Here is a 26,245-nt window from a genome sequence, read left to right as displayed (position 1 = left end):
CCTCTGGCTCAAACTCGCCGTTCTCATTTTGAAAAAATGGCACATCGGAAGCGCGCGACCTGAATCGCCAGCGTTTCGCAATCGCCGCCAAGCGATCGATTTTTGAATTCGCCAACAGTATCCGTATCTCGGCTCGACCCCTTATTTGGTACAACCCTTAGCGGCACTTTTGACACAGATGCTACTCAAACACCGAATTTGCCTATCAGCCCGATCGATCTACTACCCCGCAACCGTGGAGAAGTTCGATAATAGAAATATTCAGACCTATTGAATTTTGACGATGGAAATCATTCGCATCCCTGTCTTATCAGACAATTATATCTTTCTCATTCTCGACCTAGAGCGGAAAATTGCCGCAGTTGTCGATCCGGCTGAAGCTGCACCAGTACTCGCCGAATTAACCCGTCACCAAGTCCAGCTAGTCGCCATCTTCAACACGCACCATCATGGCGATCATGTTGGTGGTAACAAAGAATTAATCGCCGCCTTCCCCGACGTCCGCGTTTACGGGGGTGCTGAAGATCGGGGGCGGATACCAGGACAACAAGTATACTTAGTCGATGGCGATCGCGTGGAATTTGGCGATCGCATCGGTGAGGTCTTTTTTATCCCCGGACATACTCGCGCTCATATCGCCTATTATTTCCCACCAGTTGCGAGTGATACTCCTGGCGAACTATTCTGTGGCGATACCATTTTTGCGGGCGGTTGCGGTCGTTTATTTGAAGGGACTCCCGCCCAAATGGTCGGCTCGATGACCAAGTTGCGGCAGTTGCCCGACGATACGCGGATCTGGTGCGCCCATGAGTATACCTTGAGCAATCTCAAATTTGCTGTCACCGTCGATCCGACCAATCAAGAACTGCAACAGCGACTAGTTGACGTGACCGCTGCCCGTCAACAGCTCATACCGACAGTACCCACATCGCTCGGCATCGAAAAGCGCACCAATCCTTTCCTGCGCTGGGATACAGCCCCACTCCACACCAGTGTAGCCAGTAGCGACCCGATCGAAACCTTTGCCAGAATTCGGGGTCGTAAAGACCAATTTTGAGCAGCTTCTCACTCGGCGTCGAGCCGAGTTAAAACAGTTAGCAGTTGCCACTTATCAGCTAAAATTAGGTTTAGTGTGTGAAGAGGTAGGACGGATGAAATTTAAATTGCAGCGGATCGGGATTGTGGGGATCGCGACCGCTGTCAGTCTGTTGACGGCAAGCTGTACTAGTGACAAATTGTCCCAGTGCGCTAACATCATCAAAGTAGTCAATCAAACGGTGATCGATACCAAAACTACTACCGAGTCTGGTACCAAAGGCGATCTTCCAACCATCGAAAAACTTGTCAGCACATTTGACAAAGCCGCCAAAGATCTCAGTGCAGTCAACGTCACTGACGAAAAGCTCAAAACTTATCAAAGTCAGTTTTTGACGATGTATCAAGGTGCGACTGACATCAACCAGCAACTCGTCGCCAGCATCAAAGAGCGCAAGTCTACTAAGGTTCATGAAGGCTTGCGGAAATCTCGCAATATTTTCAGTCCCGAACGCGATCTCGCCACGGGACTAACTCAATACTGCAAAGCAACTGAGAAGTAATCATGTTATCCACCTATTCCCCTACCAGCGGAGAAGTAGACATCTAGGGTAGGGGGTGGATGGTGAATGGTGAATGGTGAATGGTGGATGGTGGATCGTGGATGGTGGATGGTGAATGGTCTATTTTTTGGGTGAGAAGAGAGTAGGGGGTGAGAGTGAGTCGAGGATCGAACGGATCGATCGTGCCCAAGATGCAGATGTTAGGCATCATCCAAACCCCTAAAGCCCAAACCCTAAAGCCTAAAGCCTAAAGCCTAAAGCCTAAAGCCTAAAGCCTAAAGCCTAAAGCCTAAAGCCTACTTCTCATGTTTGACTTCAACAATCATGTGGACATTGCCACGCGGTGAAAAATCAGCGCGGACAGTTATTTGATACGGATCGGCTACGCTGACAAAATCATCTAAGATTTGATTGGTGACTTCCTCATGGGAGATATAGCGATCGCGATAGCTGTTGATATATAGTTTCAATGCCTTGAGTTCGACCACTTTTTGGTCGGGGACATAGATAATCCCAATCGTCGCAAAATCAGGATAGCCCGAAAAAGGGCACTTACAGGTGAATTCTGGCAAACTAATCTCGACATTGTAACGTCGTCCCAAGCGGGGATTGGGAAAGGTAATCAGTTCGCCGTTGATGATTTCCCGTTCCCCATACTTCATCTCGCTGGGGTTTGTTGTGACTGCTTCTGATTTCATCTGACTCATGTAATTAATAATTAGCGATCGATTGTGGAGATCTAGCTCTGCCCCACCGATCTTAACGCGAGTTCGATCTACTAGTTTTGCTAGAACCCTCGCGATCGATGCTTAGAGGAACGCAGGTATGAGCGCACAGCTTCTGTACCCATTCATCGCTGCCGAGGGTCGAACGCTCCCGCCCTTCTTAGTTTAGATCGTTCTCGCCTTCCCAATCAATACAGGTATCGCTATTGCAGCCATAAGGGTGTATCCCACATACGAGTAAGTTGCCACCATAGACCGAACCATTGTAATTGAGGCAGCCCACACAAGCCGGATGGAGTGCCGGATCTGGCATCGGCTGGGTGGAAATCGGCAAATCCCAGTTAAAGGATGTCGGTTGTTCGAGGTCTAATTCTAATTCTTGCCAGATTTCGGTCAGCACTTCTTTAAACTCATCCCATTGGGGACTGAGGATTTCGGCAGCTTCGGTGGCAACTGCTTCCACAAATTGCGTGAGTTCGCGACCAAATTCATCAAACAGCTCGGTGACATCTTTGAGCGCGGCGGCGATTTCGTTTTGCCATTCTTCCATAGCGAACACCTAGTAATTGTGTCTGGGTTTAATCTTAAATTGTACGACGCTCTCAGGCAAGATGCGCCAATGAGTCACTATATTTTATCTTCGATCGATAGGAACAACTAGCGATCGCGCAGCATACCAGGGGTAATCGCGTAAAACAGTTTAAACTCTGATTGCTTTGGCTCAAGTAGTTTCTAAAAACTAAACCTCACAAATTGCCAGCCACAAAATGGAAGATAAGTACCCGAAATTCAGCAGATTGTCATTGAAGTGATACTGTAGAAATTAATTGCCTATTTAGGCGAACTAAAATGCATAGTTTCCAAAAAGTTCTCGGGCAATCTCAGTCTTTACTCCTGGCAACTACCGCCATTGCCACGACGATCGCCTTAGCCGGAGCGATGGACATCGCCAAGCCTGTCAAAGCCAATCGCCAGCCGATCGAACCTAGCCTCAGTCGATCGTCAGTCATCGCTAGGCAAGACGTTCCAGTTATTACTAAAGTAGTATTAGGCGATCTGACGGGGCTGATTATCCTCCTCGTTGTCGGGGGAACGATCGTGGCTATCCCCTTATTCTTCGGCGGTTTAATTGTCATCGGCGAACGCGAAGTCGGGGTGGTTGTCAAAAAATTTACCATGTCGGGCAAGGGCTTATCACCCGATCGATTGATTGCCCTCAATGGTGAGGCGGGATTGCAAGCTGATACCCTCGCTCCAGGCTGGCATTGGGGCTATTGGCCGTGGCAATATGCGGTACGGAAGGAACAGGTAGTCGTCGTGCCTCAGAGTGAAATTGCCCTGATTGTAGCGGCAGACGGAGCGTCGATTCCCTCGGAACGGATTTTGGGGAAGATCGTTGACTGTGATAATTTTCAAGATGCCCGTAAATTCCTCACTCAGGGCGGCGAAAAGGGGCGATAATTGGGGTTTTTGACTGCTGGAACCTATCGCATCAATACTGCCTTATTCAAGGTGATTATGGCGGCAAATGCGGAGCAACACGAAATGTCTCCCGCTCAGTTGCGCGTCTATCAGGTGAGTGCGGATAAGGTGGGGATTGTGACTACTCTCGATGGGATTCCGATTACGCCTGGAGAAATTGCGGGGGCGGTAATTGAAGGGCACGACAACTTTCAGAATGTCCAAAAATTCCTAAATGCTGGCGGCAGTCGGGGATTACAGGAGCAGATTCTCCTCTCTGGATCTTGGAATCTCAATCCTTGGTTTGTGCAGGTGCAGCAGATTCCGATGACGGAAATCCCGATCGGGTATGTGGGTGTGGTAATTTCCTATGTGGGGAAAGCTCAGGTAGATGTCAGTGGAGCGAGTTTTACCCATGGAAATCTGGTCAATCCTGGGCATAAAGGGGTGTGGGTGGAACCGCTCTATCCTGGCAAACATCCGCTGAATATTCAGATTATGAAGGTGGAACTAGTGCCGACGACGAATATCGTCCTCAACTGGTCGGCACGGACGGAACGCCACAGTTATGATGCTAAACTCGAATCGCTCACTGTCCGATCGCGCGATGGATTTGCGTTTGCGCTGGAAATTGCTCAAATCATCCACGTCGCTGCAAATAACGCACCGAAAGTGATCTCCCGTGTCGGTTCGATGCAAAATCTGGTGGATCATGTGCTCGAACCTACCATCGGTAACTATTTCCGCAACTCTGCCCAAAATTGTACCGTACTCGACTTCCTGACAGCTCGATCGGAACGTCAACTTGAAGCCGCCGAATATATCCGCAAAGCCCTCTACAATTATGATGTCAATGCGATCGATACCCTGATCGGCGATATTCAGCCCCCCGCATCCCTGATGCAGACTCAAACCGATCGCAAAATCGCCCAAGAGCAGGAAAAAACCTACGAAGTCCAAAAAATGGCGCAAACCCAACGCCAACAACTAGTTCGCGAAACTGCCCTGGCAGATATTCAGCAGGAAATGGTCAAATCCGAACAAAGCGTCAAAATCGCCGAACTTCAAGCCAGTGCCCAAATTCAAAAGGCAACAGGGGAAGCCGAATCGATTAAATTACGTGCTATCGGTGAAGCCGAAGGGATTCGCGCTACAGGTACCGCCAAAGCCGAAACCTATCAAGCTGGGGTCGCTGCTCTGGGCGGACAAAGCTATACGGCGATGCAACTGATGCAAATTATCGGCGATCGACATGTCCGTTTGATTCCGGATGTGATGGTGGGGGGAAATAGTGGTAGCAATGGTTTAGTTGATGGGTTATTATCGATGATCCTCTGGAATCAAAGCGGACATCAGGTCGGTGGCGAAGTAACTGCACCGGAATCGACAGTTAATAACTATGATTCGATCCCTACTGTGACACTAGCAAATCTACCTCTACCGATCGATAAGTCCGGTCAAAAAACTGTCAATGTTACGGACAATCTCAAGATTAAACTCGATCGACAATCGCCACCAGTAACGTAAGCAACTGGAGGTTGGGTCGATCGCTGCGACACCCAACCCGATCGATCGTCCCAACACAAGACGGCTGCTACGGTTGACGAATGGATCTAGATGTGCATGTTTATGATAGATCGATCGAGCTTTTCACCAGCGAAAGTGTCTATCATTAAACTAGGTCAAATGAAAATTCAAACCAAATAGCAGGTCAGACATGGATATTTTTTCAAATACCGTTGCCCTCTCGCGAATGCAGTTTGCTTTTACAGCCATTTTTCACATGCTGTGGCCTGTTTTGACAACAGGGATGTCTATCTATCTGGTCATCATCGAAGGGTTGTGGCTCAAGACGCGCAAACCTGAATATTACTATCATCTGCGCTTTTGGTCGAAGCTATTTATCCTCAACTTTGGAATTGGGGTCGCCACCGGACTACCGTTAGAGTTTCAATTCGGTACGAACTGGGGGCCGCTCTCCGAAGCTGTTGGCGATTTTTTTGGGAGCGTATTAGGGTTTGAAGCTTCGATGGCGTTTATGCTCGAAGCGGGATTCTTGGGAATTATGATGTTTGGCTGGGGACGAGTTGCGCCACCAATTCACTACTTAGCCACGATCATGGTGGCTTTTGGTGCCAACTTGTCAATCTTCTGGATTTTGTCTGCCAACTCTTGGCTCCAGACTCCTGCTGGTGGTGAGATGGTCGATGGTAAGTTTATCGTCAGCGATTATTTCCAGGCAATTTTGAACCCGTTTATGGTCAAAAGTGTCGCTCACATGTTCTTGGCGACACTCGAAACGTCGCTATTTATGATTGGTGGGATTAGTGCTTGGTATATTCTCAAAGATCGTCACACCGCCTTTTTTAGTCAATCGCTCAAAATTGTCCTCGCTACAGCGATCGCGGTGGCACCGATTCAGATTTATGCTGGACACTTGAGTGCCGAGCAGGTGGCGTATTATCAGCCGACGAAGCTGGCGGCGATGGAATCAAAATGGGAGAGCAGCCCAGCGGGGCAGCCTGCGGACTGGAGCCTACTGGCTATTCCCGATGAAGCCAACAACCGCAACTCGTGGGAACTCACCGTCCCCAATGGCTTGGGATATATCTTAGAATTTCGTAAAAATCTCTCGGTACCCGTCCCAGGACTCAATGAATGGCAACGCCAAGATCGCCCCAAAATGGTCGGACTGATTTATTACTCCTTCCGCGTAATGATCGCCATCGGCTTCTTTCTCGCCGCAGTGATGTTGTGGAGTACCCTGCAATGGTATCGAGGTAAGCTCTCACCCGAACAGATCGGCGCACAAAAATGGCTGATGCGAACCTGGATGTTTTCGGCACCTTTAGGCTATATTGCGATCGAGGCTGGCTGGGTGGTGCGCTGTGTGGGTCGCCAACCGTGGGTACTTTACGATCGCATTCGCACGGCGGATGGTGTCTCCCCAGTGCCACCGACTAATATCCTGACTTCACTGATTTTCTTTATGGTCGTCTACTCAATCCTATTGGTGACGACGCTCTACTTTGCCAGCCGGATTATCGGCAAAGGGCCGAAGCTGGATTTACCATTACCAGGATTGGACGGTCAATTTATCCTTAATACCGCACCTGCCGAATCAGTACCCGACCGCCGACCAGTCGAAGCGCAGCAATAAGGTTAGGGAGTAGAGGGTAGGAAATAGGGAATAGGGAATAGGGGATACAGGTCAGCACCGATCGCCTAATCCTGCAAATCCTCAAATCCTGTAAATCCCGATCGTAATTAGGAGTTTTCATGGACGCATTATTACATTTTCTGCCGCAAGTTTGGTTTGTGATTTTGGGCTTGTTTTTGTTTCTATATGTGATGTTAGATGGGTTCGATCTGGGGGTGGGCATTCTGTCGCTGACTAGCTCTGATGAAGAACGACGCGGCTTATTGATGACTAGTCTTGGGAATATTTGGGATGCCAATGAAACCTGGCTAGTCGTGATGGCTGGTGCCTTGTTTGGGGCGTTTCCACTTGCTTACAGTACGATCCTGACGGCTCTGTATATGCCCATTTTTATGATGATTTTTGGGCTGGTATTTCGAGCAGTGGCGTTTGAATTTCGCGAGCATTCTACGAATAAAATGTTTTGGAATTATGCCTTTGGATTGGGTAGTTTTTTAGCTGCTTTAGGTCAAGGTTTCGCACTCGGTAGTACGATCGAAGGGATTACTGTGGATGCCAAAGGTCATTTCAGTGGTTCGACTTGGGATTGGCTAGATTGGCGAACGCTATTAGTTGCGCTGACTTTGATTCAAGGTTATGTCTTGATTGGTTCGACTTACCTGATCTTGAAAACCGAAGGTGAGCTACAACAGACCCATTTTAAGACTGCCAGACTCGCTACCATCACGACCTTTATTGGTGCAGTTTTGATTACGATCGTTACGCCAACATTTTATGAGGCAGCGCGGACACGGTTATTTACGGCTCCGCTGGTGTATGTATTTGCAGCGATTCCGGTACTAGGGGTATTATTGATTTGGTTGCTACTGCGAAGTATCGCTCGTCAAGAAGAACGCACGCCATTTGTCTGGACAATTTTGATTTTCTTACTTAGCTTTCTTGGCTTAGGATTGATTATTTTCCCCTACGTTATTCCTACCCAGATTACGATTTACCAAGCGGCTGCTTCGCCTAGTGCCTTGGTATTTATGCTAACTTTTGTAGGCGTACTAATCCCGATCATGATCTTCTACAATATTTATAACTATGTAGTGTTCAGGGGCAAGGTTGTTACTAGTGTTGAATATGATTGATAAATTTTAGATCCAATATCTAAATCTAGACAGGGGGAAGACACTTCCCCTTTTTTGTGTATAGCTAACTCAACAAACATCTGGCGGCAAGTGATTTTTGGGAGCCTCTTTCTTTAATTTCTGGGCGATCGAATCTTCCAAGCTCTGACGCGATATCTCTTTGCCGATATCTAGATTCTGAGAGTTGTTGAGAAATACGATCCGATCGATCTCTGGAATAGCTAGCAAATAAAATAATAACTGAATCACGGGAACTTCAACGGCCAATTGAGTAGCCAGCGAACCATTGTCAAAGCTGCCGATATCTTCAGTTCTGGTGAATGCGTAAATAACTTTAATTTCTAAATTGGGTTGGCGATGGTGCCTGAGGGTGATGATGACAGATTCACCCTGCGGACTTTGGCAGATATAGTATGTCGTCTGGGGTAAAGTTGCCGCTAGTTGCTGTAAGATTGGCGCGATCGCCATCACGCTCATGCGGCTCTCAATATCTGGCGCACCATCAACTAATGCTTGTACTTGTTGTTCTAGGTTCATAGGGGGTAGAGGGTAGAGGGTAGGGGGTAGAGGGTAGGAATTAGGAGTTAGGCGTTAGGCGTTAGGAGTTAGGAGTTAGGAGTTAGGAGTTAGGAATTAAGACGCTTGCGTCCTAATTTATTATCCTTTACCCCCTACCCTCTACCCTCTACCCCCTACCCTAGTAGTGCAATCCTCACCCGCATCATGGATCGATTACCGTTGGTACGCGACGCGATCGGCTAAAATAAAACCAATATTTGTGACAAATTAGTCATATTAAGGGAAACAGCGGATGGGTAAAGTAGTAGGCATCGACCTGGGTACCACCAATTCAGTGGTAGCTGTGATGGAAGGTGGAAAACCAGTGGTAATCGCAAATGCCGAAGGGATGCGTACCACACCCTCCGTCGTTGGTTTCAGCAAAGACGGCGAACGCCTCGTGGGACAAATGGCGCGGCGGCAAACAGAGCTAAACCCCCAAAATACATTTTATGGGGTCAAACGCTTTATGGGGCGCAAATATGGCGAACTCAGCCCCCAATCGAAACAAGTTCCCTACACCATCCGCAAGGATGAAGATGGCAATATCAAAATCAAATGCCCCAAACAAAATCGAGAGTATGCGCCCGAAGAAATTTCGGCAATGATTTTGCAAAAACTCGCCGATGAAGCGAGTCGATATCTGGGCGAACCCGTGACTGGTGCCGTAATTACCGTACCTGCCTATTTTAACGATTCTCAACGTCAAGCGACCAAAACTGCTGGAAAAATTGCGGGACTGGACGTGTTGCGAATTCTCAATGAGCCGACGGCGGCATCGTTGGCTTATGGATTGGACAAACGCCGCAGTGAGACGATTTTAGCTTTTGACTTGGGCGGTGGCACCTTTGATGTGTCGGTATTGGAAGTCGGCGATGGGGTGTTTGAAGTCAAGTCTACTAGTGGCGATACTCAACTCGGTGGCGTGGATTTCGATCGCAAGATTGTCGATTGGTTGGCAGAGCAATTTCTCGCCGCCGAAAATATCGATCTTCGCAAGGAACGCCAATCCCTCCAGCGGCTGACAGAAGCCGCTGAGAAAGCCAAGATCGAACTATCTGGGGTGATGGTCACAGATATCAATCTCCCCTTTATCACCGCCACCGCAGATGGCCCCAAGCACATCGAAACGCGGCTCACCCGCGCTCAATTTGAGGAGTTGTGTAGCGATCTGATCGCTCGGCTCCGTGGTCCGGTCAAACGGGCGATGAATGATGCTAGATTGGCTGCTGATGATATCGATGAAGTTGTGCTCGTTGGCGGCTCGACGCGGATACCCGCAGTGCAGGAATTGGTACGCAGCTTTATCAACAGACGCCCTAATCAAAACGTCAATCCTGACGAAGTAGTCGCTGTCGGGGCGGCGATTCAAGCCGGAGTACTCTCTGGTGAAGTTAAAGATATCTTACTGCTCGATGTGACGCCGCTCTCGCTCGGATTGGAGACTATTGGCGGGGTGATGAAAAAATTGATTCCGCGCAATACGACTATTCCCGTCCGGCGATCGGATATATTTTCCACATCAGAAAATAACCAAACGATGGTAGAAGTCCACGTCGTGCAGGGCGAACGGGAAATGGCGAATGATAACAAATCCCTGGGTAGATTTAAACTCACAGGCATCCCCCCCGCACCTAAAGGCATCCCGCAGGTGCAGGTATCGCTCGATGTGGATGCCAATGGCATCCTCCAAGTAACGGCGATGGATCGCACCACCGGACGCGAACAAACGGTCACGATTCAAGGTGCATCGGCTTTGGGCGAACTGGAAGTCCAGCGCATGATCGATGAAGCGACTCAATTTGCCGCCAGCGATAAACAAAAACGCGAAAAAATTGATAAGCGCAACCGTGCTGAGGCTTTGTCATACCAAGCCGAGCGGCAGTTGCGAGAAGTCGCACTCGAATTTGGGATGCAGTTTGCCAATGCTCAACGCAAGCAAATTGAAGGATTGGTGCGCGAAATCCGCGCCGCTCTGGCGGATGGGGACGAGCAAGCGATCGATGAAATCAAAGCCGAACTAGATGACGCACTCTATGATTTTGGTCGTCAGGTAAAAACGCTCACCGCAGAGGAAGATAAAGGGATCTTCGGTACGCTCAAAGAGATCTTTGTCGGTGATGATGAAGAGTACAGTTATCGCGATAACTACAATAGTCGAGATGCGTACAATCCGTATAGTAATCAGCGAGACCCTTATTTCGATCGCCCCAGCAATGATTATCCCCCGTCATATCCACGAGATCGCGGCGCACTCCCACCCCAAAATTACAATTCTCCAAGGGAGCCGAATCGCGATCGAGATTACAACCCACCTAGAGATCCCTACAGCGATGCGGTGAGAGATTCCCGCCGCGATAGTCGCTCCAATCCGCCCAATAACCCCGAGCCACGCGGACAGCAAAACTACCGCGATGAGGGCTATACGCGCGAAGATCGCTATCCCGATCGCCAAAACGATAACTATAATCCCAACCCGCGCCGCGATGACTATCCTCGGAGATCGCCAGACAACAGTAACGGGAGCGATCGATCGCGCCAACGTCAGGATGACTATCTCGATGATGCCCCACAACCGCCCCAGGATCGCTGGGACGACTCTGCCAACCCATCATGGCGATCGGAGACCCGCAACCCCAGATCGGACGATCGCAGTCCCAATCCTGCCGCTCCTCGTCAAAACAATTCGCGCTCTATCCCCCCAGAACAGCGCGATCCTCGCTATGTTGATGGCTCGAACCAACGCCCAGACATCCGCACTCAGCCGAGCGATAATACCCCTAATCGTCGCCCCGCTCCCAACTCCCAACCTATCCGCGATGATTGGGATGATGAAGACGAATGGTATTAGGCTAGGCTTTAGGCTTTAGGCTTTAGGCTTTAGGGGGAATAGGCTTTAGGCTTTAGGGTAAAGATGAAATCTGTGGCGATCGATAACTCTAATTCCTTACCTTTCCCTAAAATCCAACCCCTAAACCCTAAGCCTTAAATCATACTACCCTAATACCTAATACCTAATACCTAATACCTAAAGCCTAAAGCCTAACCCATGCAAGATATTCGCAATTATTACGAGCTACTGGGTGTGAAGCGGGATGCTTCCGCTGATGAGATCAAACAGTCATTTCGGCGACTGGCGCGCAAATATCACCCCGATCTCAATCCTGGAGACAAAGCTGCTGAGGATAAATTTAAGGATATTAGTGAAGCTTATGAAGTGCTAGGCGATCGATCCAAGCGTACCCAGTACGATAAGTTCACTGGTTTCTGGCGCAAGAATCGCACCAAAGCTCCTACCAACAATTCCCCTAGAGAACAAGCCGATGAAGAAGACTTTAGCGATGATTTCAACACCTTTATCGATCGCTTATTAGGGCGCAAAAAAGTAGCCAATAACGGTAATAACGATCGTCGCTCCGCAAATGCCGATCCGCAACCCGATCGCGATTTCCGAGCCACCGAACGCCGCAATTTCCGCACTCAGGGAGAACCAGATCGCTCGAACGACCGCCATACCTTCGCCGAGGCTCAACCCTTGCTGCGTCCCAAAAACCTCGAAGCTGAACTTACGCTCCCACTCGATAAAGCCTATCTGGGGGGACGCGAACGGATTACGATTCAAGAAGATGGTCGCTCACTGGAAGTAGAAATGCCGCCAGGGATGATCCCTGGGCAAAAAATTCGGTTGCGCGGACAGGGGATCGCAGGTGGCGATCTCTATCTCAAGATTAATGTCGCACCACACCAATTTTTTCGACTCGCGGGGATCGATGTCTATTGTCAACTACCAGTGACGCCAGCCGAAGCCGTCTTAGGTGGTTTTGTCGAAGTACCAACTTTAGATGGATTGGTCAAAATCACGCTCCCTCAAAGTATTGTTGCTGGACAAAAACTGCGCCTTGCTGGTAAGGGCTTTCCAGGGGATGATGGTAGGCGGGGCGATCAATTACTCGAAATCCAAATCGTCGTCCCCAAACAAATTACCCCCGCCGAACGCGAACTCTACCAAAAGCTCCGCGAGATCGAGTCCTTTAATCCACGCTTGGATTTGACTACTGGGTAGAGGGTGGATCGGTAGGTTGGGTAGAGCAAGGCAAAACCAAACATCTCTGGTGAGTTGGGTGTCGCTTCGCGCTTACGGGAAACCCTACGTATCGCGCATCCATTACCCAACCTACTGACATTACCCCACCATTTTGATAAAATCCAGCATAATTTGTTGATGTACTTGCCCCAACGGACGTTCTTCACCAGCAACTGCCGAATATGCAAATCCCGCTGCAATCTGAGCCGGACTAATCAATCCCAAATCCCACCCTTCACTCAGAACCAACCGCTCGATCCCGACAGTCAGCGGTGCATAAAAAATATGTCTGATGACGCGATCGTCACTATAGCAGCCAAATTTCTGCGGAGTTGGTAGTTGATAGCCGATTTCCTCGAGGATTTCTCGCTCGACGGCGACTTCTGGCGTTTCCCCCGCTTCGATATGTCCGCCAAACAAACCCCACAATCCTGGGTAGAGAATAGTAGGAATATTGTCCCGTAATTGCATCAAAAATTGACCATCATACGGGAGGATCGCGATCGCTACTTCTATGCGTGACTGCTGGATCATGAGGAGATCGCGTGTTGCTGGAGATCTGCCAAAGACACATATTTGAGGGCGGTGCTATGAGTCGCCGCCAAATCAACAGGTGGCGCAACACCAGCTTCAAGAGCTTCTTTCCAACGGGATGCACATAGACACCATTTATCGCCAGGATTCAAGCCAGGAAAACTAGAGCCAGGAACGGGCGCACTCAGATCGTTGCCTTGAGATTTGGTAAATGTCAAAAACTCAGCCGTAACCTGCGCACAAACTACATGAGTACCGCGATCTTGAGGCCCTGTCACACAGACGCCCGTGCGGAAGAATCCAGTCATCGGAGCGGTACAACAAGTTTGAAGTTCAGTACCTAAAACATTTTGGTCGGTATTAGTATCCATAGCTCAACATGGGGATGACTAACTATCAAGCTAGTGCATCATAATAAAAATCTTCATTCTTACTATATCCCAACGATCGATAGATGTTTTAGAGTTGAGTTTTGCTGGGGACGATAATCATCGAAAAATAGGGAACGCTGCGCGGATCGACATCGGCGATCGCGATAATTTTTTGCTCGGTACCAGTTGCGTGTTCGATATATTTAGCGCGATCTAATAAATCTAAATCGCTCAAGATTTGGTAAACCTTCTCGAAATGACGACGCAGTTTGATGATGGCAACAGCATCAGCATTAGCCAATTGGGTAGTTAATACTTCGATCGGTAAAGTCGCCGACAGGACGCTAAAAATATCATTACGGTAACATAAGGGCATCCCGATCGCGGCGGCTGCGCCCATCGGTGAGGATACGCCGGGGACGATTTCGGTGACAAATCGATCGGCTAATCGAGTAAATAAATACATAAACGAGCCGTAAAACAACGGATCGCCACAACATAAAACCACCACATCTCGTCCCGCTGATAGATGTGCCGCGATCGGTTTAATTGCATCAGCATATAGTTCCTGCGCGGTTTCAGGATCGAGGGCGCGGGGGAAGTGAAAGGGCACTTCGATTTGATTGCCAGTGAGATAGGGTGCGACAATCGATCGGGCGATACTTTCGCGATCGGTTGCCGACTGATAAGCCACTACTGAAGCCGCCTGCAACAATCGAAATGCCTTGAGTGTCAATAACTCCGGATCGCCAGGGCCAACCCCAATCCCATATAATCTTCCTGTTTGAATTGCGACCATCATTCCTGCTCCGTGGCGAGGGCATTGACAGCAGCAGCAGCCATCGCACTACCACCCCGCCTGCCGTGAATCGTGATAAAAGGTACCCCCCGACTATCTGCGGCTAAAGCTGCCTTGGACTCGATCGCACCGACAAATCCGACGGGGAAACCGAGAATGAGTGCGGGCTTGGGCGCGCCCTCATCGAGCATTTCCAGCAATCGAAATAACGCTGTCGGCGCATTGCCGATCGCGACTACCGCCCCAGCCAAATGCGGTCGCCATAGCTCCAAAGCCGCAGCCGATCGGGTATTCGCTAATTGGGCGGCTAAATCTGCTACTTGCGGATCGGGGAGGGTACAAATCACCTGATTGTCCACAGGTAACCGTTTGCGAGTTACCCCATCAGCGACCATTCGCGCATCGCACAAAATCGGTGCTCCAGTTGCCAGTGCCTTTCGCCCTACCCGCGCAGCATCGGGCGAGTAATCCAGATCCTCAACAATATCAATCATCCCACAAGCATGGATCAGTCTCACGGCAACAGTGTTGAAATCGGCGGGTAGTATATCTAGCTGGGCTTCCGATCGAATCGTGGCAAAAGATTGGCGATAAATTTCCGCCCCATCGCGGATGTAATGTAATGGCGCGGGAATAATGATTTTAGGCGACATGAAGTAGTTGTTGCAGTTGGGCTGATGATTGACGGTTGATAAATGCTCGCAAGGATTCATCGCGATCGCGCCGCTGCTCGTGATAAGCAGTGATGAAGTTGCCGATCGCGATTGGGACTCGTTCGGGGGCTAAAAGATCGCTGGTTTCCCGCCCAAATTCGGCTGTAGCACCATCGATTTCGATGCGATAGCTGGGGGATCGATCTGAGCTTGATTGCCCCCACAAGGTAATATCGGCTCGATCGTGTTGAGCGCAAGATTTTTCACAACCGCTGACATGAATATTTAGCGGTCGATCTAAGGTGAATTTAGCTGCTAAATACTCAGCTAGCGCGATCGCATCAGCTTGAGTATCCGTCGCCGCAAACTGGCAACCAGTCGCACCCGCACAAGCTCTCAACAGGCTAGTCGGATGAGTGGCTGTTTGCACCAAACCTAAGTCAGTAATCATCGACTGTACCAGCGGAAGATCGCGCGCTGATACATCTGGAAGGAGGACATTTTGCCAAGGAGTCAGCCGGATCGTACCACTCCCATATCGACTCGCGATCGATCCTAATCCCCTAATTTGACCCACAGTCCAGCGTCCCAATGGCAAGACTACACCCTGATAATATCGATCGGTTTGACGTTGTGGATGTACGCCCAAATGCAGATCGCCACTTACCAGATCTGCATCTCGATCTGTGAGGTTTTTAAAAATAAAATGCCTAGAACCCCTAATTTCTCGTCGGACTAGTTCGCTAAACTCCGTCAAACCACAACTACCAATAATATCCCGTAACCGTGGTTTGCGCCGGATATCGCCGCCGCTGACTTCAATCCGCTGACGATAACTTTGCGCGATCGCCGCCAACATCGGTAGACATTCAGCTACGCTTAAAATCACCCCAACTGGTACTGGTCGAGTTCCTAGATCGCCCATATTTAGGTAGAGCCTAAATTCGTTCGCGCCCACTGCTAACAGCGTAATATCATTGGGTCGATCGAGAATACTAACGCTGCCACCACCATCAAAACCGACACTAAATTTATTTGATAAGGCACCCAATTCGGGATGTACGTCTAAATACTCCAGCCAAGCCGCAGCCAACGGACGCACATCGATGAGTTCTCCTGCGTCAATCCCCGCCGTCGGACTGAGCATCACATTGCGGATACCATCTACAGCAGTATTACTCGCCGCCAATCCACACTCAGTTAATTTCGTTAATATACTTGGATCGAGATCGCGATCGAGCGATCGCAGTTGCAAATTAGCCCGATTGGTAACTTGGACATATTCTAACCCGATCGTGGCTAGTAGCTGGGCGAGTGCCTGACATTGGCTTTCATTCAAGACACCACCTGGCACTCGCAACCGCGTCAATAACCCATCCCGCGCGATCGCAGGATGATAAATATCTGGACAGATCGACCTTTCAACTGACACTAAATCTAACTCCTTCCCCATGCGACGCGAGGAAATAGTGGATGCGATCGCCACATGGGCGCACTCAGGCACGGTATTCTGACTCGAAGCACTCGCTTCATCACAGTTGCGGCACAGTCCTGGATTCACACCAGACTTCCCCGATCCCCAGCTAGAACAATCTAACATGAGATCGGGGGTTTAGGCTTTAGGGTTTAGGTTTTAGGTTTTAGGCTTTAGGCTTTAGGCTTTAGGCTCTAGGGCAAATAAAATATCACCATTCACCATTCACCATCCACCATCCACCGTTGGAACAACGACTCGATCGCCTCGTCAGAGACCTTAAATTCACATCTCGATCTGTAGCTAGTTTGGCAGCTTCCACAATCCAAGACGCTAAAGTCGTGGAATCCGAGCTACAATTGCCTAGAGTGTGAGTAAGTATAAATAACCATCCAAAGCTATGTCCCCCAGCCCATTGACCCTAGTTGCATCAATTACCACCAGCGACTTGGGTGGATCTGCTAGCCGAGAACACGAGCAGCAAGTTGCCAAATTGACCAAGGCTTTATATCCAGCAGATCGCCAAGAAAAATTTCTCGAACTTCAAGCCGAAGTTGAAACCTTGCTCTGTCAGTTACAAGCTCTCCAAAGAGTCCACGGGTAAAATTGTTCGGCTCAAAGAACTCTTACTTATCTAGAATAACGATCGTCAAACAGCTAGAAACAGCGCAATGAGTTTCTAGCCGTTTGACGATCTGCGGCAAAGTCACCGAGCGTCGTTGCAACTCTTCTCTCATCCCAACTACTTCTACGACGATCGCCCTTTAGTAGTACCACTCCAAGCCATCAGGCAATTGATGACTGGCATATTCGAGATGAATCACGCGGCGATGACTGGGAGCGATCGCGATCGACGAAGCATGTAACAATAATGGACGCATCAACAGAATCCCCCCAGCCTCACAATCGATCGAACTTGCGGGAGACTGCTTCCATCGCTCGATCTCCAGCGTGCTTAACCTTCCCCGAAGATGAGAGCTAGGAAGAACCTTCAACGCTCCGTTGGACTCATCCGTGCGGTCGAGATGAATTCTCACCGTCAGCATCTGTTCTAAAATAGCTACAGGCGGCTGAACATGAGGAATTCCAGCTTTGACTGACCAAGGGTGATAATCGGGCACATCCAAGCGATTTTTGACCGCAATGGTGAGATCTTGATGCCACGGAACTTTCCAGTTGGCATTGGGTTGTTTATCAAAAAATATCCCTCTGACGACTCGCGCATCATCGCCTAAAATTGGCTCAACAAGAAATCTAATTTCTGGACTGTGTGCCAATGTGCGAATGCTGGGAACTAGTTCTAATAAATTTCTAATTCCTGCTTGGTTAGGTGTAAGATCGACAGCAGCGAGATCGTCAATCAATCGAGCGATCGAGTCTGAATCTAGATATGGATCGACGATGACAAATCCATATTCCTCGATCGCTCTCCCGAGCATACTCATATCTCTACCTGCTCAAAGCTAGGCATAGTGTGTAAATCCGTTACCCCAGACTGATAGCCCATTTGATTGAGAGTACCATAAACAGACTTAAAAAAAGCCCCGCGATCGGACTGACGATCGACATCAGGAATTTCAGCACAGACAGCATATAGCTTCTGATTCATCCACTGATTATAAGTCGCCATCACAGTGTAATAATTCATCTGTTGTCGGGATTGGGCGTGAAGTATTTATTTAGTGTTAAAGTCCCAAGAATTTAGGATGCAGCTACAATCGGTCGATCGGTCGAGCAACCCAATCATTTATAATAATAGCAGTGCCTAAAACCTAAATGTTGAGCTGAAACCTAGCTGGTGGGCAGCGACTCGCGCTCTGGAGGTTTCCTCCAGATTGAGCGAGTCAAGACATTGACCACCCTACTCTAGAGTCTAAAACTACTCTGGAGTCTAAAACCTAAAGCCGACCCTCTACCCTCTGTCTTGATGCGCTGTCTTGACCCAAACACATGCGGAGGGAACCTCCGCGTGATTTGGGTCGCTAAACCCTCGGGGAACCCTACGTATCGCGCATCGCTACCCTCTACCCTCTACCCTCTACCCTCTCCCATGCCTTCCGTAATTGTTGATAGCAAAAATCGCCTGACAGACTTGATTAAGCGTTACCGCGATCGGGTGGATTATTTGGCGATTAGACTAGAAGAGTCCGAAGGGACAGATATTTTGATTCGGGGCGATAAAGTCGAAACCCTGAGTGAGGATCTCGCTGTCGGCGGACAGGTACGGGCGTGTTATAAAGGTGGCTGGGGGTTTGCGAGTTTCAATCGCTTGGAGACACTAGCCGAACGGATCGAAGAAGCGATCGCCGCAGCGCGAATTATCGGTGAAGATGAGACAATATTGGCACCGATCGAAATTATTCAGACTAGTTGTAGTTTACCCCTGACTGGTACCGATCCGCGCCACATTCCGATCGCGCACAAGAAGGCATTGTGCGAACATTACAATCACATTTTACAGACCACCGATCGACGGATTGCGACGACTTCTGTGCGGTACGGCGACAGTGCCCAGCATATCGTCATCGCAACATCTGAAGGTACCCTGATCGAACAATCCTGGATCGATATGGAGCTGAGATTTGCCGCCACAGCGCGCAATGGTGATACCGTCCAAACCGGACGCGAAACCCTCGGATCGCGCAAAGCCTATGAAGATACGATCGGACTCGATCGTCAAGTCGAGAGTGCCGCTCAACGTGCCGTAGCCGCCCTCTCACTGCCACCTGTCAAAGGAGGAGTTTATACTGTCGCGATCGACCCCATTTTGACTGGTTTATTCGTCCATGAGGCATTTGGGCACCTCTCCGAGGCGGACTCGATGTATGAAAATCCAGACTTGTTAGAAGTGATGACGATGGGACGCCGCTTTGGCTGCAACGATCTCCAGATCTTCGATGGTGCCGCACCAGCCGGACATCGCGGCAGTTATTTATATGACGATGAGGGGACGCCAGCGACGACGACGCAATTGATTGAAGATGGCGTGTTGGTAGGGCGATTGCACTCGCGGGAGACGGCGGGCAAATTGGGTGAAGCCGCGACCGGAAATGCACGGTGTTTGAACTATCATTATCCGCCGATCGTGCGGATGACGAATACTTGGATCGATCGCGGACATACGCCCGTGGCGGATCTATTTTCGGATATCAAAGAGGGTGTATATGCCCGCAATTGGTTGGGCGGCATGACCAACGGTGAGATGTTCACCTTCAGCGCAGGTGAAGCGTGGATGATCCGCAATGGCGAAATTGCCGAACCCGTGCGGGATGTGACGCTATCGGGGAACGTGTTTAAAACGTTGGGCGATATTGAAGGCATCGGCGATGATTTCTATTGGGATGAATCCGGCGGTTGTGGTAAAGCCGGACAAGGTGGTTTGGCGGTTGGTGTTGGTGGGCCGAGTTTGCGGATTCGAGATGTAGTTGTCGGTGGCGATATGGACGACTTGGAGGACGATGAGTAAACACTCAAATTGGGGGATGATCTCAAGCTTGGTTTGGTAGAATGAAAACAAAGTTGAGTTTAGATTCACACAACAAAACAGTTGGTCAAAACTAAGTAGCTAGGTGCAATTAAATGTAAAACAATCGAGTGCATATTTGCCTGTGACACTTCGAGATTACATTTCCGCCATGACAGCCTTGGCTAAGTCATACTCGTTGCTGGGCGGGTGACCCGCTCAGCTATCAAACATTTGTCCACAGATTTCGTGGCTTTTAAGTTGATGCCACTCAGTCTTACATTTAAATGCGCCTATCTACTTAAGTACTCTGCTCGATCGAGCATGGGAAGGCGAACTAATGAATTTTAGCAGAATTGCTACAATAGAGGGGTGCTGCACTGGCTCTGAGAGTCAGCACTCACTGGATGCTGTGCAACTCCAGTCATTAGAAACTATTGAAATTACCCCTACAGAACGTAAATATGGATATCAAAGCGATCGCTACACCCTGTCTAGAATGGACTGGAAATCTTTTGGCGATTGGGTTGTATGAGGATGCTGTCGAACTCAGCGGCGATCTTGCCAAGCTGAATGCTAAATTGGGAGGGGCGATCGCCGCACTGATCGCGGAGACTGAATTTAAAGGAACTAAATCCAGTAGTGCCGTCACTCGTGTCGGTGTCAATACCCCCGTCGAAAAAATCATGCTCGTGGGGTTGGGGAAGGAGGCGGAAGTGAAGCTCGATACTCTCCGCAAGGCTGGTGCGACAATTGCCCGTACCGCCAAACGTGAAAAAGCAAAAACTCTCGGTATCAGTCTCCCTGTCTGGAATAACGATGCGGCTGCAACTACTCAAGTAATCAGCGAAGGTTTGCTCCTAGCACTCCATCAAGACAATCGCTTCAAATCCGAAGTCAAACCTGAAAGTCAGCTCAAGCTGGCTGAAGTGCATATCCTAGAGTCCGCCGGAAATGATGCGGCAATTAGCAAAGCTCAAGCGATTGCCGATGGCGTGATCTTAGCGCGGGAACTAGTCGCCGCACCTGCGAACATCGTCACGCCGATGAGTATGGCGGAAACTGCCGAACAGATGTCTAAAGAGTATGGATTTGCGCTCAAAATTTTGGAACAAGCAGAATGTGAGGCTCTGGGTATGGGTGCATTTTTAGGTGTAGCGCAAGCATCGGAAATGCCCCCCAAATTTATCCATCTGACTTATACCCCCACAGGTACCCCCCGCCGCAAAATCGCGATCGTTGGTAAAGGTTTAACCTTTGATTCCGGTGGACTCAATATCAAAGGTGCTGGGAGCGGCATCGAAACCATGAAAATGGATATGGGTGGAGCTGCGGCGATGTTTGGAGCGGCAAAAGCGATCGGTCAAATCAAACCCGATGTCGAAGTTCACTTCATTAGTGCAGTTACTGAAAACATGATTAGCGGTCGCGCGATGCACCCTGGCGACATTCTGACGGCATCAAATGGCAAAACGATCGAAATTAACAACACCGACGCAGAAGGGCGGTTGACCCTAGCTGATGCGTTAGTTTATGCCGATAAATTGGGCTTGGATGCGATCGTCGATCTGGCAACGCTCACAGGTGCCTGTATCATCGCGCTGGGTGACGATATTTCTGGCTTGTGGAGTCCCGACAAGTCCCTCGCCGATGAGATTCTGGCAGCAGCCGAACTTGCAGGTGAAAACTTCTGGCAAATGCCCTTAGCCGATAAGTATTTCGACGGTATTAAATCCCCCATCGCTGACCTCAAAAATACTGGTCCGCGTGGTGGTGGTTCGATTACTGCTGCTCTATTCCTCAAACAGTTTGTGAAGGATACGCCCTGGGCGCATTTGGACGTTGCTGGACCAGTTTGGAGCGACAAGGAAAGCGGCGTGAATAATGCTGGTGCGACGGGTCATCCGGTCAGAACTTTGGTCAATTGGGTATTGAGTTAGATTGGGATCGATCGGCTGAAATTTATGTGGTGGGCACTGCCCACCCTACTGGCCGCTCATATCGCTAGAAGACGCGCAGAAAATAACGGCTCGTGAGTAATGAGATATTTGGGTCTATGATAACTCGATTGTTATTTAGCTACTTTGCCAAGCGTTCTGGTAATCTGTCGAACCTCAACAAATCGTCGTAATTTTCGCGTTGGATGATGATATTTGCTTCGCCATAATTGACTAAGACCGCTGCCGGACGGGTAATCCGATTATAGTTGGAAGACATACTATAGTTGTACGCACCAGTCGCCGGAACGACGAGGATATCTCCAGGTACAGCAACGGCAATTTGGGCATCTTTAATTAAGATATCACCTGACTCGCAATGCTTACCCGCGATCGTGACTGTTTCTGTCATCGGGGCGGACATTTTATTGGCAATCATCGCTCGATATTGGGATTGGTAGGTAATCGGGCGGGGGTTGTCGGACATCCCACCATCGATGCTGATGTATGTGCGAATGCCTGGGACGGTTTTATTGCCGCCGACGGTGTAGGCGGTGACACAGCTACTCCCAATCAAGGAGCGTCCAGGTTCCGATAGCACGCGTGGATAGGCGACTCCATGCTCGTCACAGGCGATTTTGAGGGCAGTAGCGACGTTTTTTATCCACGCGTCGATGCTTTGAGGATCGTCGGCTTCGGTGTATTTGATGCCCAAGCCACCTCCGACATTAATTTCACTGATGGGTAAGCCGTGACTGAGGGCGAGTTTGTACCATTCCACCATCACGCCAGCTAAATCTTGGTGGGGTTGTTGCTCGAAGATTTGGGAGCCAATGTGGGCGTGAACGCCGATACAGGTAATATCTGTCTGCTTGCTCAACCAGGTGAAGACTTCATCGAGTTGATTGGGATCGAAACCAAATTTACTATCTAAATGTCCGGTGCGGATATATTCGTGGGTGTGACATTCAATCCCTGGTGTGAGCCGAATCATTACGGGGACGTTTTTACCTGCTGCGCTGGCGATATTGGCGATGTTTTCGAGTTCGAGCCAATTATCGGCAATAATTCTACAGTTGTTGGCGATCGCGAGTTCGAGTTCGGCAACTGATTTATTATTACCGTGGAAGTAGATTTTCTCCGCACTCACCCCAGCCTTAATCGCGGTGAGAATTTCGCCACCAGATACCACATCGATCCCTAAATCTTCACTACCTGCGATCGCGCAGATTGCCAGACAACTCCATGCTTTTGACGCATATATTACCAGCGATTCACCTGGATAATATTTCTGCCACCCATCCCGATATTGCCTACAGGCGGTGCGAACCGATTGCTCGTCGAGGATATATAACGGCGAACCAAATTGCTGTACTAATTCGGTGACATCACAGCCCCCAACTTCGAGACAATCTCGATCGTTAACTGTCGCAGTCAGTGGGAGAATGTGCTGATTGGGCGATGCGTCGGGAGTAGCTGGGGGTAGGTACTGGCGGCTAGTTGGATGAGTTGCGGAGATCGATACCATTATTTGGAAATTATACTCAATAGTTAAATTATAATCGGACTAACAGAGATTCAAGCTGAAGTGCTGCAACGGAACTTGGCATCCATGCGCCTTCTTGAGAAATCGGGCTTTCAGTTGCTGCGCGCCATTGCGGGCAATCCGCATGGCGACGGCGATGCTGAGGACTGCTTTCTATACGTCCTTCTGAACCCCTACCAAAATACCGCCTCACCCCTAACTCCTCGCTCAAGCGGAGCGACAACGGCAGGACGCCAGCCCGCACAGCAATAGACTTGGTTCTTTAAGGTTGTCTATGGACTGTAAATAACTACAGGTACCCGCTTGTAGGCAGGCGTACCCGATCGCGTTTCGGTTTGGGCAGTAAAAATCACATTCACTTCTGGATAAAACATCAACGCTGCACCTTCGCGCACCGAGCCGTAAATCACCTCCACCTCATCCAATTTACCAGCGTCTCCCTGCACCGTCACGCGATCGTGTGCTGCCACACCAATCTTCTCGGCATCGAGCCGATTGACGAGGATACAGTTGCGGTGCGGCATTCCCCGATATTTATCGCCGATTTTGTAGACGACGGTATTGTGTTGAGAATAACTGCGCCCAGTCATCAGTGCTAGCACCAGACCGCGATCTGGTCGATCGATCCCAAAGTCTTCTGGTTTTGGTAAAGTCAGGACTGGGAGCGGCGTAGCGAACATTTTAGCCTTACCTGAGGGAGTTTTGAAATGGGGGGTAGTGACGATCCGCCCAGAGATTGTAAACTCCTCATTAGTCTCATCGATCGCGCCGATTTTTTCGTAGCCAGGAATAGTCGTCGCGATTAGTTGTCGCACATAGCGCGGATCTGCGAGTTTGCGCCACGCGATCGGGTGTTCGCCCAAGACTCGATCTGCCAATGTTGTCAAAAATTCAACTTCGGTGACCAAATCTCCGCCCTTGAGATGGGTTTCGCCCGTGTCGTTGAACCGGACGAAGTTATTCCCTGATTCGACGGTGGTTTTATACGGATGCTCGAAGCGATTGAGGACAGGGATGATAATTGTATTGGTTTTCGCCAGTCCGTTAAAGTGCCCGATATTGGGTTTTGTCGCCAGATAAATAATAGTATCGATCTTACTCAAGGCGCGTTTTGCCTGAGCGGAGTTGGGATTGGCACCGTAGAGATTGCCACCGACACAGAGCAGAGTATCGACTTTATCCGCATCGGCGGCTTCAATTAAGTCGCGGGTATGGTAGCCCTTGGGCAGCGTCAACGCTCGTCCCAGCAGCCGTTCCAAGGCTTGCTTGATTTCTGCCTTGAGCTTCACCGTTACGCCCATCGAGCCGAAGCCCTGAACGTTGGAATGTCCCCGCACGGGCATCAATCCGGCTCCCACTTTGCCCGCATTACCAGTTATCAGGGCGGTGTTGGCGATACTGTAGACGTTATCGACACCATTCGTCTGCTGGGTAATCCCCATCGCCCAGCCAAATACTACCCGTTGCGATCGACCGATTATCGTCGCGGCGGTTTCGATTTCCGCACGGCAGACGCCACAGGTAGCGGTAATTGTCTCCCAGTCTACCTGTTCCGCCTGCGCTAAGATTTCTTCCCAATTTTCAGTATGGGTTTGCAAGAACGCGCGATCGACTAATCCCTGAGCGATTAAAGCTTTTTGAATCCCCATAAATAGGGCGACATCACTCCCTGGAATCGGCTGGAGATACAACGATGCAATATCCGAACCTGGAATCAAAGACTTAACAGGAAAGGCGGGCGAACCAAATTTAACTAGCCCGATTTCCATCATCGGATTGATGATGATGATTTTTGCACCTTTTTCGCGCAGCTTAATCAACTCATTCATCAAGCGCGGGTGATTGGATGGTGAATTTGCCCCCGCCAATACCACACAGTCAGCTTCCTTCAAGTTCTCCAAACTGACGATCGAAGTCTTGGTACCAAACATCGCATCGAGTGCCGTTGTCGAAGGCGCATGACACAAATCCGAGCAATCCGCCAGGTTATTAGAACCCAGTGTCCGCATCATCAGTTGCAAGATAAATGCCGCCTCGTTGCAACCGCGTCCCGAGCTATAAGAAGCTACCCGCTCGGGATCTTTTTGAAATGCCGCAGTCGCGATCGCATAAATCTCATCCCAGGAAATCCGCTCGTAGTGCGAACTTCCCGCCCGTAAAATCACCGGAAAACTCAACCGTCCCAATCTGTCGGCTTCATAAGATGATAACTGCCTGAGTCTAGCGATCGGATTGGTATCAAAAAAATGTGTCGATACCCCAGGCTGAATCTCCGCCGTAATCGCCTCTACGCTCTTCATACAGCGTTGGAGCTTTTCACCCTCTTCATTGGTAAATCCCCCCTTCTGTCCGCCCGTACCCCACGAGCAAGATAGACAAGCACTCTTGTGCAATAGTGTTTTCCAGAGTTTAGGACCTTGTGGCGATAGCGTCTGCTCTGCCCAAAACTCAATTACTGGCAATCCCCCACCGATGGCTGGGGTATCCTCATTGGTTTCGTTGAAAGGCGGTTTGGGCTGCGGGTCAGTTTCCATACGATCGCACGATGAGGAGTTTATCTCGCTAAGTTAGCATAATCTGCCAATCGATCGGGTATACCAATAGGTAGATTATTTGGTGCCTGGTGGATGGTGAATGGTGTTGGCGCAGCCTCTCCCTTGGAAAATCGGCTATTAATTGAATCGAGATCGCCAGCAAGCTTATTCATATTAAATCGCGATCCGACCAACACTCGATAAAGTAGTGCTAA

General features: G+C 49.5%; 23 protein-coding genes, 1 pseudogene and 1 riboswitch. Of the genes and pseudogenes, 10 read left to right on the top strand and 14 right to left on the bottom strand.

What is annotated here, in order from left to right; all coding sequences use genetic code 11:
• Nucleotides 1–283 precede the first annotated feature (283 nt).
• Together gloB and ACEW9I_RS01560 are read left to right on the top strand one after the other, a co-directional pair.
• The gene (gene gloB, locus ACEW9I_RS01565; protein WP_373538620.1) at nt 284–1,057 is read left to right on the top strand and encodes a hydroxyacylglutathione hydrolase; all 774 of its coding nucleotides are present in this window, start codon (nt 284–286) and stop codon (nt 1,055–1,057) included.
• A gap of 94 nt (nt 1,058–1,151) precedes the next feature.
• Nucleotides 1,152–1,598 (top strand): hypothetical protein, encoded by a 447-nt coding sequence (locus tag ACEW9I_RS01560; protein ID WP_373538619.1) that lies wholly within the window; start codon nt 1,152–1,154, stop codon nt 1,596–1,598.
• A 43-nt stretch (nt 1,599–1,641) separates the two neighbouring features.
• Here ACEW9I_RS01560 and ACEW9I_RS01555 read toward each other — a convergent pair whose 3' ends face one another.
• The 3 genes from ACEW9I_RS01555 to ACEW9I_RS01545 all read right to left on the bottom strand — a co-directional run bounded on the left by ACEW9I_RS01555 (nt 1,642) and on the right by ACEW9I_RS01545 (nt 2,873).
• Entirely contained in the window at nt 1,642–1,809 is a 168-nt protein-coding gene (locus tag ACEW9I_RS01555) for a hypothetical protein (RefSeq protein WP_373538618.1), read from the bottom strand.
• Nucleotides 1,810–1,894: 85 nt separating this feature from the next.
• Nucleotides 1,895–2,305 carry a preQ(1) synthase gene (queF, locus tag ACEW9I_RS01550; RefSeq protein ID WP_373538617.1) on the bottom strand — a complete coding sequence of 137 codons (411 nt, stop codon included), beginning with the start codon at nt 2,303–2,305 and terminating at the stop codon, nt 1,895–1,897.
• A 178-nt stretch (nt 2,306–2,483) separates the two neighbouring features.
• Entirely contained in the window at nt 2,484–2,873 is a 390-nt protein-coding gene (locus tag ACEW9I_RS01545; RefSeq protein WP_373538616.1) for a hypothetical protein, read from the bottom strand.
• A gap of 299 nt (nt 2,874–3,172) precedes the next feature.
• Between ACEW9I_RS01545 and ACEW9I_RS01540 the strand changes: the two are divergent.
• From ACEW9I_RS01540 to cydB, 3 genes and pseudogenes are all read left to right on the top strand, one after another.
• Nucleotides 3,173–5,311, top strand: a pseudogene (locus ACEW9I_RS01540) (SPFH domain-containing protein).
• 190 nt (nt 5,312–5,501) lie between these two features.
• A complete protein-coding gene (locus ACEW9I_RS01535) occupies nt 5,502–6,944 on the top strand; it encodes a cytochrome ubiquinol oxidase subunit I (protein ID WP_373538615.1) in 1,443 nt (480 codons plus the stop codon).
• Nucleotides 6,945–7,063: 119 nt separating this feature from the next.
• Nucleotides 7,064–8,077 (top strand): cytochrome d ubiquinol oxidase subunit II, encoded by a 1,014-nt coding sequence (gene cydB / locus ACEW9I_RS01530; RefSeq protein ID WP_373538614.1) that lies wholly within the window; start codon nt 7,064–7,066, stop codon nt 8,075–8,077.
• Between the two features lie 69 nt (nt 8,078–8,146).
• On the opposite strand, the gene ACEW9I_RS01525 is transcribed toward cydB, so the two are convergent.
• A complete protein-coding gene (locus tag ACEW9I_RS01525; RefSeq protein ID WP_373538613.1) occupies nt 8,147–8,614 on the bottom strand; it encodes a hypothetical protein in 468 nt (155 codons plus the stop codon).
• 274 nt (nt 8,615–8,888) lie between these two features.
• Between ACEW9I_RS01525 and dnaK the strand changes: the two genes are divergently transcribed.
• Both dnaK and ACEW9I_RS01515 read left to right on the top strand, forming a co-directional pair.
• Nucleotides 8,889–11,486: a molecular chaperone DnaK gene (gene dnaK / locus ACEW9I_RS01520; RefSeq protein WP_373538612.1), complete on the top strand. Its 2,598-nt coding sequence runs from the start codon at nt 8,889–8,891 to the stop codon at nt 11,484–11,486.
• A 198-nt stretch (nt 11,487–11,684) separates the two neighbouring features.
• Nucleotides 11,685–12,698 (top strand): DnaJ C-terminal domain-containing protein, encoded by a 1,014-nt coding sequence (locus tag ACEW9I_RS01515; RefSeq protein ID WP_373538611.1) that lies wholly within the window; start codon nt 11,685–11,687, stop codon nt 12,696–12,698.
• A gap of 120 nt (nt 12,699–12,818) precedes the next feature.
• Here the strand turns inward: ACEW9I_RS01515 and ACEW9I_RS01510 are convergent, their stop codons facing one another.
• From ACEW9I_RS01510 to cobG, 5 genes are all read right to left on the bottom strand, one after another.
• The gene (locus ACEW9I_RS01510; RefSeq protein ID WP_373538610.1) at nt 12,819–13,253 is read right to left on the bottom strand and encodes an NUDIX domain-containing protein; all 435 of its coding nucleotides are present in this window, start codon (nt 13,251–13,253) and stop codon (nt 12,819–12,821) included.
• Nucleotides 13,250–13,624: a DUF2237 family protein gene (locus tag ACEW9I_RS01505; RefSeq protein ID WP_373538609.1), complete on the bottom strand. Its 375-nt coding sequence runs from the start codon at nt 13,622–13,624 to the stop codon at nt 13,250–13,252. The genes ACEW9I_RS01510 and ACEW9I_RS01505 overlap by 4 nt, the downstream gene beginning before the upstream one ends.
• A gap of 88 nt (nt 13,625–13,712) precedes the next feature.
• On the bottom strand, nt 13,713–14,423 hold the full coding sequence (cobI, locus tag ACEW9I_RS01500; RefSeq protein WP_373538622.1) for a precorrin-2 C(20)-methyltransferase: 711 nt from the start codon (nt 14,421–14,423) through the stop codon (nt 13,713–13,715).
• Entirely contained in the window at nt 14,423–15,076 is a 654-nt protein-coding gene (locus tag ACEW9I_RS01495; RefSeq protein ID WP_373538608.1) for a precorrin-8X methylmutase, read from the bottom strand. Before ACEW9I_RS01495 ends, cobI begins: the two co-directional genes overlap by 1 nt.
• Nucleotides 15,066–16,580 carry a precorrin-3B synthase gene (gene cobG / locus ACEW9I_RS01490; RefSeq protein ID WP_373538607.1) on the bottom strand — a complete coding sequence of 505 codons (1,515 nt, stop codon included), beginning with the start codon at nt 16,578–16,580 and terminating at the stop codon, nt 15,066–15,068. The genes ACEW9I_RS01495 and cobG overlap by 11 nt, the downstream gene beginning before the upstream one ends.
• Nucleotides 16,558–16,693, bottom strand: a riboswitch (cobalamin riboswitch). (Overlaps the previous gene by 23 nt.)
• A gap of 257 nt (nt 16,694–16,950) precedes the next feature.
• Between cobG and ACEW9I_RS01485 the strand changes: the two genes are divergently transcribed.
• Entirely contained in the window at nt 16,951–17,154 is a 204-nt protein-coding gene (locus ACEW9I_RS01485; RefSeq protein WP_373538606.1) for a hypothetical protein, read from the top strand.
• Nucleotides 17,155–17,314: 160 nt separating this feature from the next.
• Here the strand turns inward: ACEW9I_RS01485 and ACEW9I_RS01480 are convergent, their stop codons facing one another.
• On the bottom strand, nt 17,315–17,995 hold the full coding sequence (locus ACEW9I_RS01480) for a phytanoyl-CoA dioxygenase family protein (protein WP_373538605.1): 681 nt from the start codon (nt 17,993–17,995) through the stop codon (nt 17,315–17,317).
• The gene (locus ACEW9I_RS01475; RefSeq protein ID WP_373538604.1) at nt 17,992–18,198 is read right to left on the bottom strand and encodes a DinB family protein; all 207 of its coding nucleotides are present in this window, start codon (nt 18,196–18,198) and stop codon (nt 17,992–17,994) included. The genes ACEW9I_RS01480 and ACEW9I_RS01475 overlap by 4 nt, the downstream gene beginning before the upstream one ends.
• Nucleotides 18,199–18,600: 402 nt before the next feature.
• Here ACEW9I_RS01475 and ACEW9I_RS01470 point away from each other — a divergent pair, with 402 nt between their 5' ends.
• Both ACEW9I_RS01470 and ACEW9I_RS01465 read left to right on the top strand, forming a co-directional pair.
• Entirely contained in the window at nt 18,601–20,016 is a 1,416-nt protein-coding gene (locus ACEW9I_RS01470) for a TldD/PmbA family protein (protein ID WP_373538603.1), read from the top strand.
• A 461-nt stretch (nt 20,017–20,477) separates the two neighbouring features.
• Entirely contained in the window at nt 20,478–21,953 is a 1,476-nt protein-coding gene (locus tag ACEW9I_RS01465) for a leucyl aminopeptidase (RefSeq protein WP_373538621.1), read from the top strand.
• Nucleotides 21,954–22,092: 139 nt separating this feature from the next.
• Here the strand turns inward: ACEW9I_RS01465 and lysA are convergent, their stop codons facing one another.
• The 3 genes from lysA to ACEW9I_RS01450 form a co-directional block, all read right to left on the bottom strand.
• Nucleotides 22,093–23,478 (bottom strand): diaminopimelate decarboxylase, encoded by a 1,386-nt coding sequence (gene lysA, locus ACEW9I_RS01460; RefSeq protein WP_373538602.1) that lies wholly within the window; start codon nt 23,476–23,478, stop codon nt 22,093–22,095.
• 290 nt (nt 23,479–23,768) lie between these two features.
• Entirely contained in the window at nt 23,769–26,030 is a 2,262-nt protein-coding gene (locus ACEW9I_RS01455; protein WP_373538601.1) for an FdhF/YdeP family oxidoreductase, read from the bottom strand.
• Nucleotides 26,031–26,050: 20 nt separating this feature from the next.
• Nucleotides 26,051–26,203 (bottom strand): hypothetical protein, encoded by a 153-nt coding sequence (locus ACEW9I_RS01450; RefSeq protein WP_373538600.1) that lies wholly within the window; start codon nt 26,201–26,203, stop codon nt 26,051–26,053.
• Nucleotides 26,204–26,245 lie beyond the last annotated feature (42 nt).

The organism is Chamaesiphon sp. (assembly GCF_041738855.1).
Taxonomy (GTDB): domain Bacteria; phylum Cyanobacteriota; class Cyanobacteriia; order Cyanobacteriales; family Chamaesiphonaceae; genus Chamaesiphon.
This window is presented reverse-complemented; position numbering and strand designations above follow the sequence as displayed.

What these genes read in the sequence shown, in the direction of transcription:
- gloB (WP_373538620.1), top strand. Translation starts at nt 284, where the DNA reads ATGGAAATCATTCGCATCCCTGTCTTATCAGACAATTATATCTTTCTC.
- ACEW9I_RS01495 (WP_373538608.1), bottom strand. Translation starts at nt 15,076, where the DNA reads ATGTCGCCTAAAATCATTATTCCCGCGCCATTACATTACATCCGCGAT.
- ACEW9I_RS01480 (WP_373538605.1), bottom strand. Translation starts at nt 17,995, where the DNA reads ATGAGTATGCTCGGGAGAGCGATCGAGGAATATGGATTTGTCATCGTC.
- ACEW9I_RS01510 (WP_373538610.1), bottom strand. Translation starts at nt 13,253, where the DNA reads ATGATCCAGCAGTCACGCATAGAAGTAGCGATCGCGATCCTCCCGTAT.
- ACEW9I_RS01545 (WP_373538616.1), bottom strand. Translation starts at nt 2,873, where the DNA reads ATGGAAGAATGGCAAAACGAAATCGCCGCCGCGCTCAAAGATGTCACC.
- queF (WP_373538617.1), bottom strand. Translation starts at nt 2,305, where the DNA reads ATGAGTCAGATGAAATCAGAAGCAGTCACAACAAACCCCAGCGAGATG.
- cydB (WP_373538614.1), top strand. Translation starts at nt 7,064, where the DNA reads ATGGACGCATTATTACATTTTCTGCCGCAAGTTTGGTTTGTGATTTTG.
- lysA (WP_373538602.1), bottom strand. Translation starts at nt 23,478, where the DNA reads ATGGTATCGATCTCCGCAACTCATCCAACTAGCCGCCAGTACCTACCC.
- ACEW9I_RS01505 (WP_373538609.1), bottom strand. Translation starts at nt 13,624, where the DNA reads ATGGATACTAATACCGACCAAAATGTTTTAGGTACTGAACTTCAAACT.
- dnaK (WP_373538612.1), top strand. Translation starts at nt 8,889, where the DNA reads ATGGGTAAAGTAGTAGGCATCGACCTGGGTACCACCAATTCAGTGGTA.
- ACEW9I_RS01465 (WP_373538621.1), top strand. Translation starts at nt 20,478, where the DNA reads ATGGATATCAAAGCGATCGCTACACCCTGTCTAGAATGGACTGGAAAT.
- ACEW9I_RS01525 (WP_373538613.1), bottom strand. Translation starts at nt 8,614, where the DNA reads ATGAACCTAGAACAACAAGTACAAGCATTAGTTGATGGTGCGCCAGAT.
- cobI (WP_373538622.1), bottom strand. Translation starts at nt 14,423, where the DNA reads ATGGTCGCAATTCAAACAGGAAGATTATATGGGATTGGGGTTGGCCCT.
- ACEW9I_RS01450 (WP_373538600.1), bottom strand. Translation starts at nt 26,203, where the DNA reads ATGAATAAGCTTGCTGGCGATCTCGATTCAATTAATAGCCGATTTTCC.
- ACEW9I_RS01535 (WP_373538615.1), top strand. Translation starts at nt 5,502, where the DNA reads ATGGATATTTTTTCAAATACCGTTGCCCTCTCGCGAATGCAGTTTGCT.
- ACEW9I_RS01455 (WP_373538601.1), bottom strand. Translation starts at nt 26,030, where the DNA reads ATGGAAACTGACCCGCAGCCCAAACCGCCTTTCAACGAAACCAATGAG.
- ACEW9I_RS01560 (WP_373538619.1), top strand. Translation starts at nt 1,152, where the DNA reads ATGAAATTTAAATTGCAGCGGATCGGGATTGTGGGGATCGCGACCGCT.
- ACEW9I_RS01470 (WP_373538603.1), top strand. Translation starts at nt 18,601, where the DNA reads ATGCCTTCCGTAATTGTTGATAGCAAAAATCGCCTGACAGACTTGATT.
- ACEW9I_RS01515 (WP_373538611.1), top strand. Translation starts at nt 11,685, where the DNA reads ATGCAAGATATTCGCAATTATTACGAGCTACTGGGTGTGAAGCGGGAT.
- ACEW9I_RS01485 (WP_373538606.1), top strand. Translation starts at nt 16,951, where the DNA reads ATGTCCCCCAGCCCATTGACCCTAGTTGCATCAATTACCACCAGCGAC.
- ACEW9I_RS01555 (WP_373538618.1), bottom strand. Translation starts at nt 1,809, where the DNA reads ATGATGCCTAACATCTGCATCTTGGGCACGATCGATCCGTTCGATCCT.
- ACEW9I_RS01475 (WP_373538604.1), bottom strand. Translation starts at nt 18,198, where the DNA reads ATGAATTATTACACTGTGATGGCGACTTATAATCAGTGGATGAATCAG.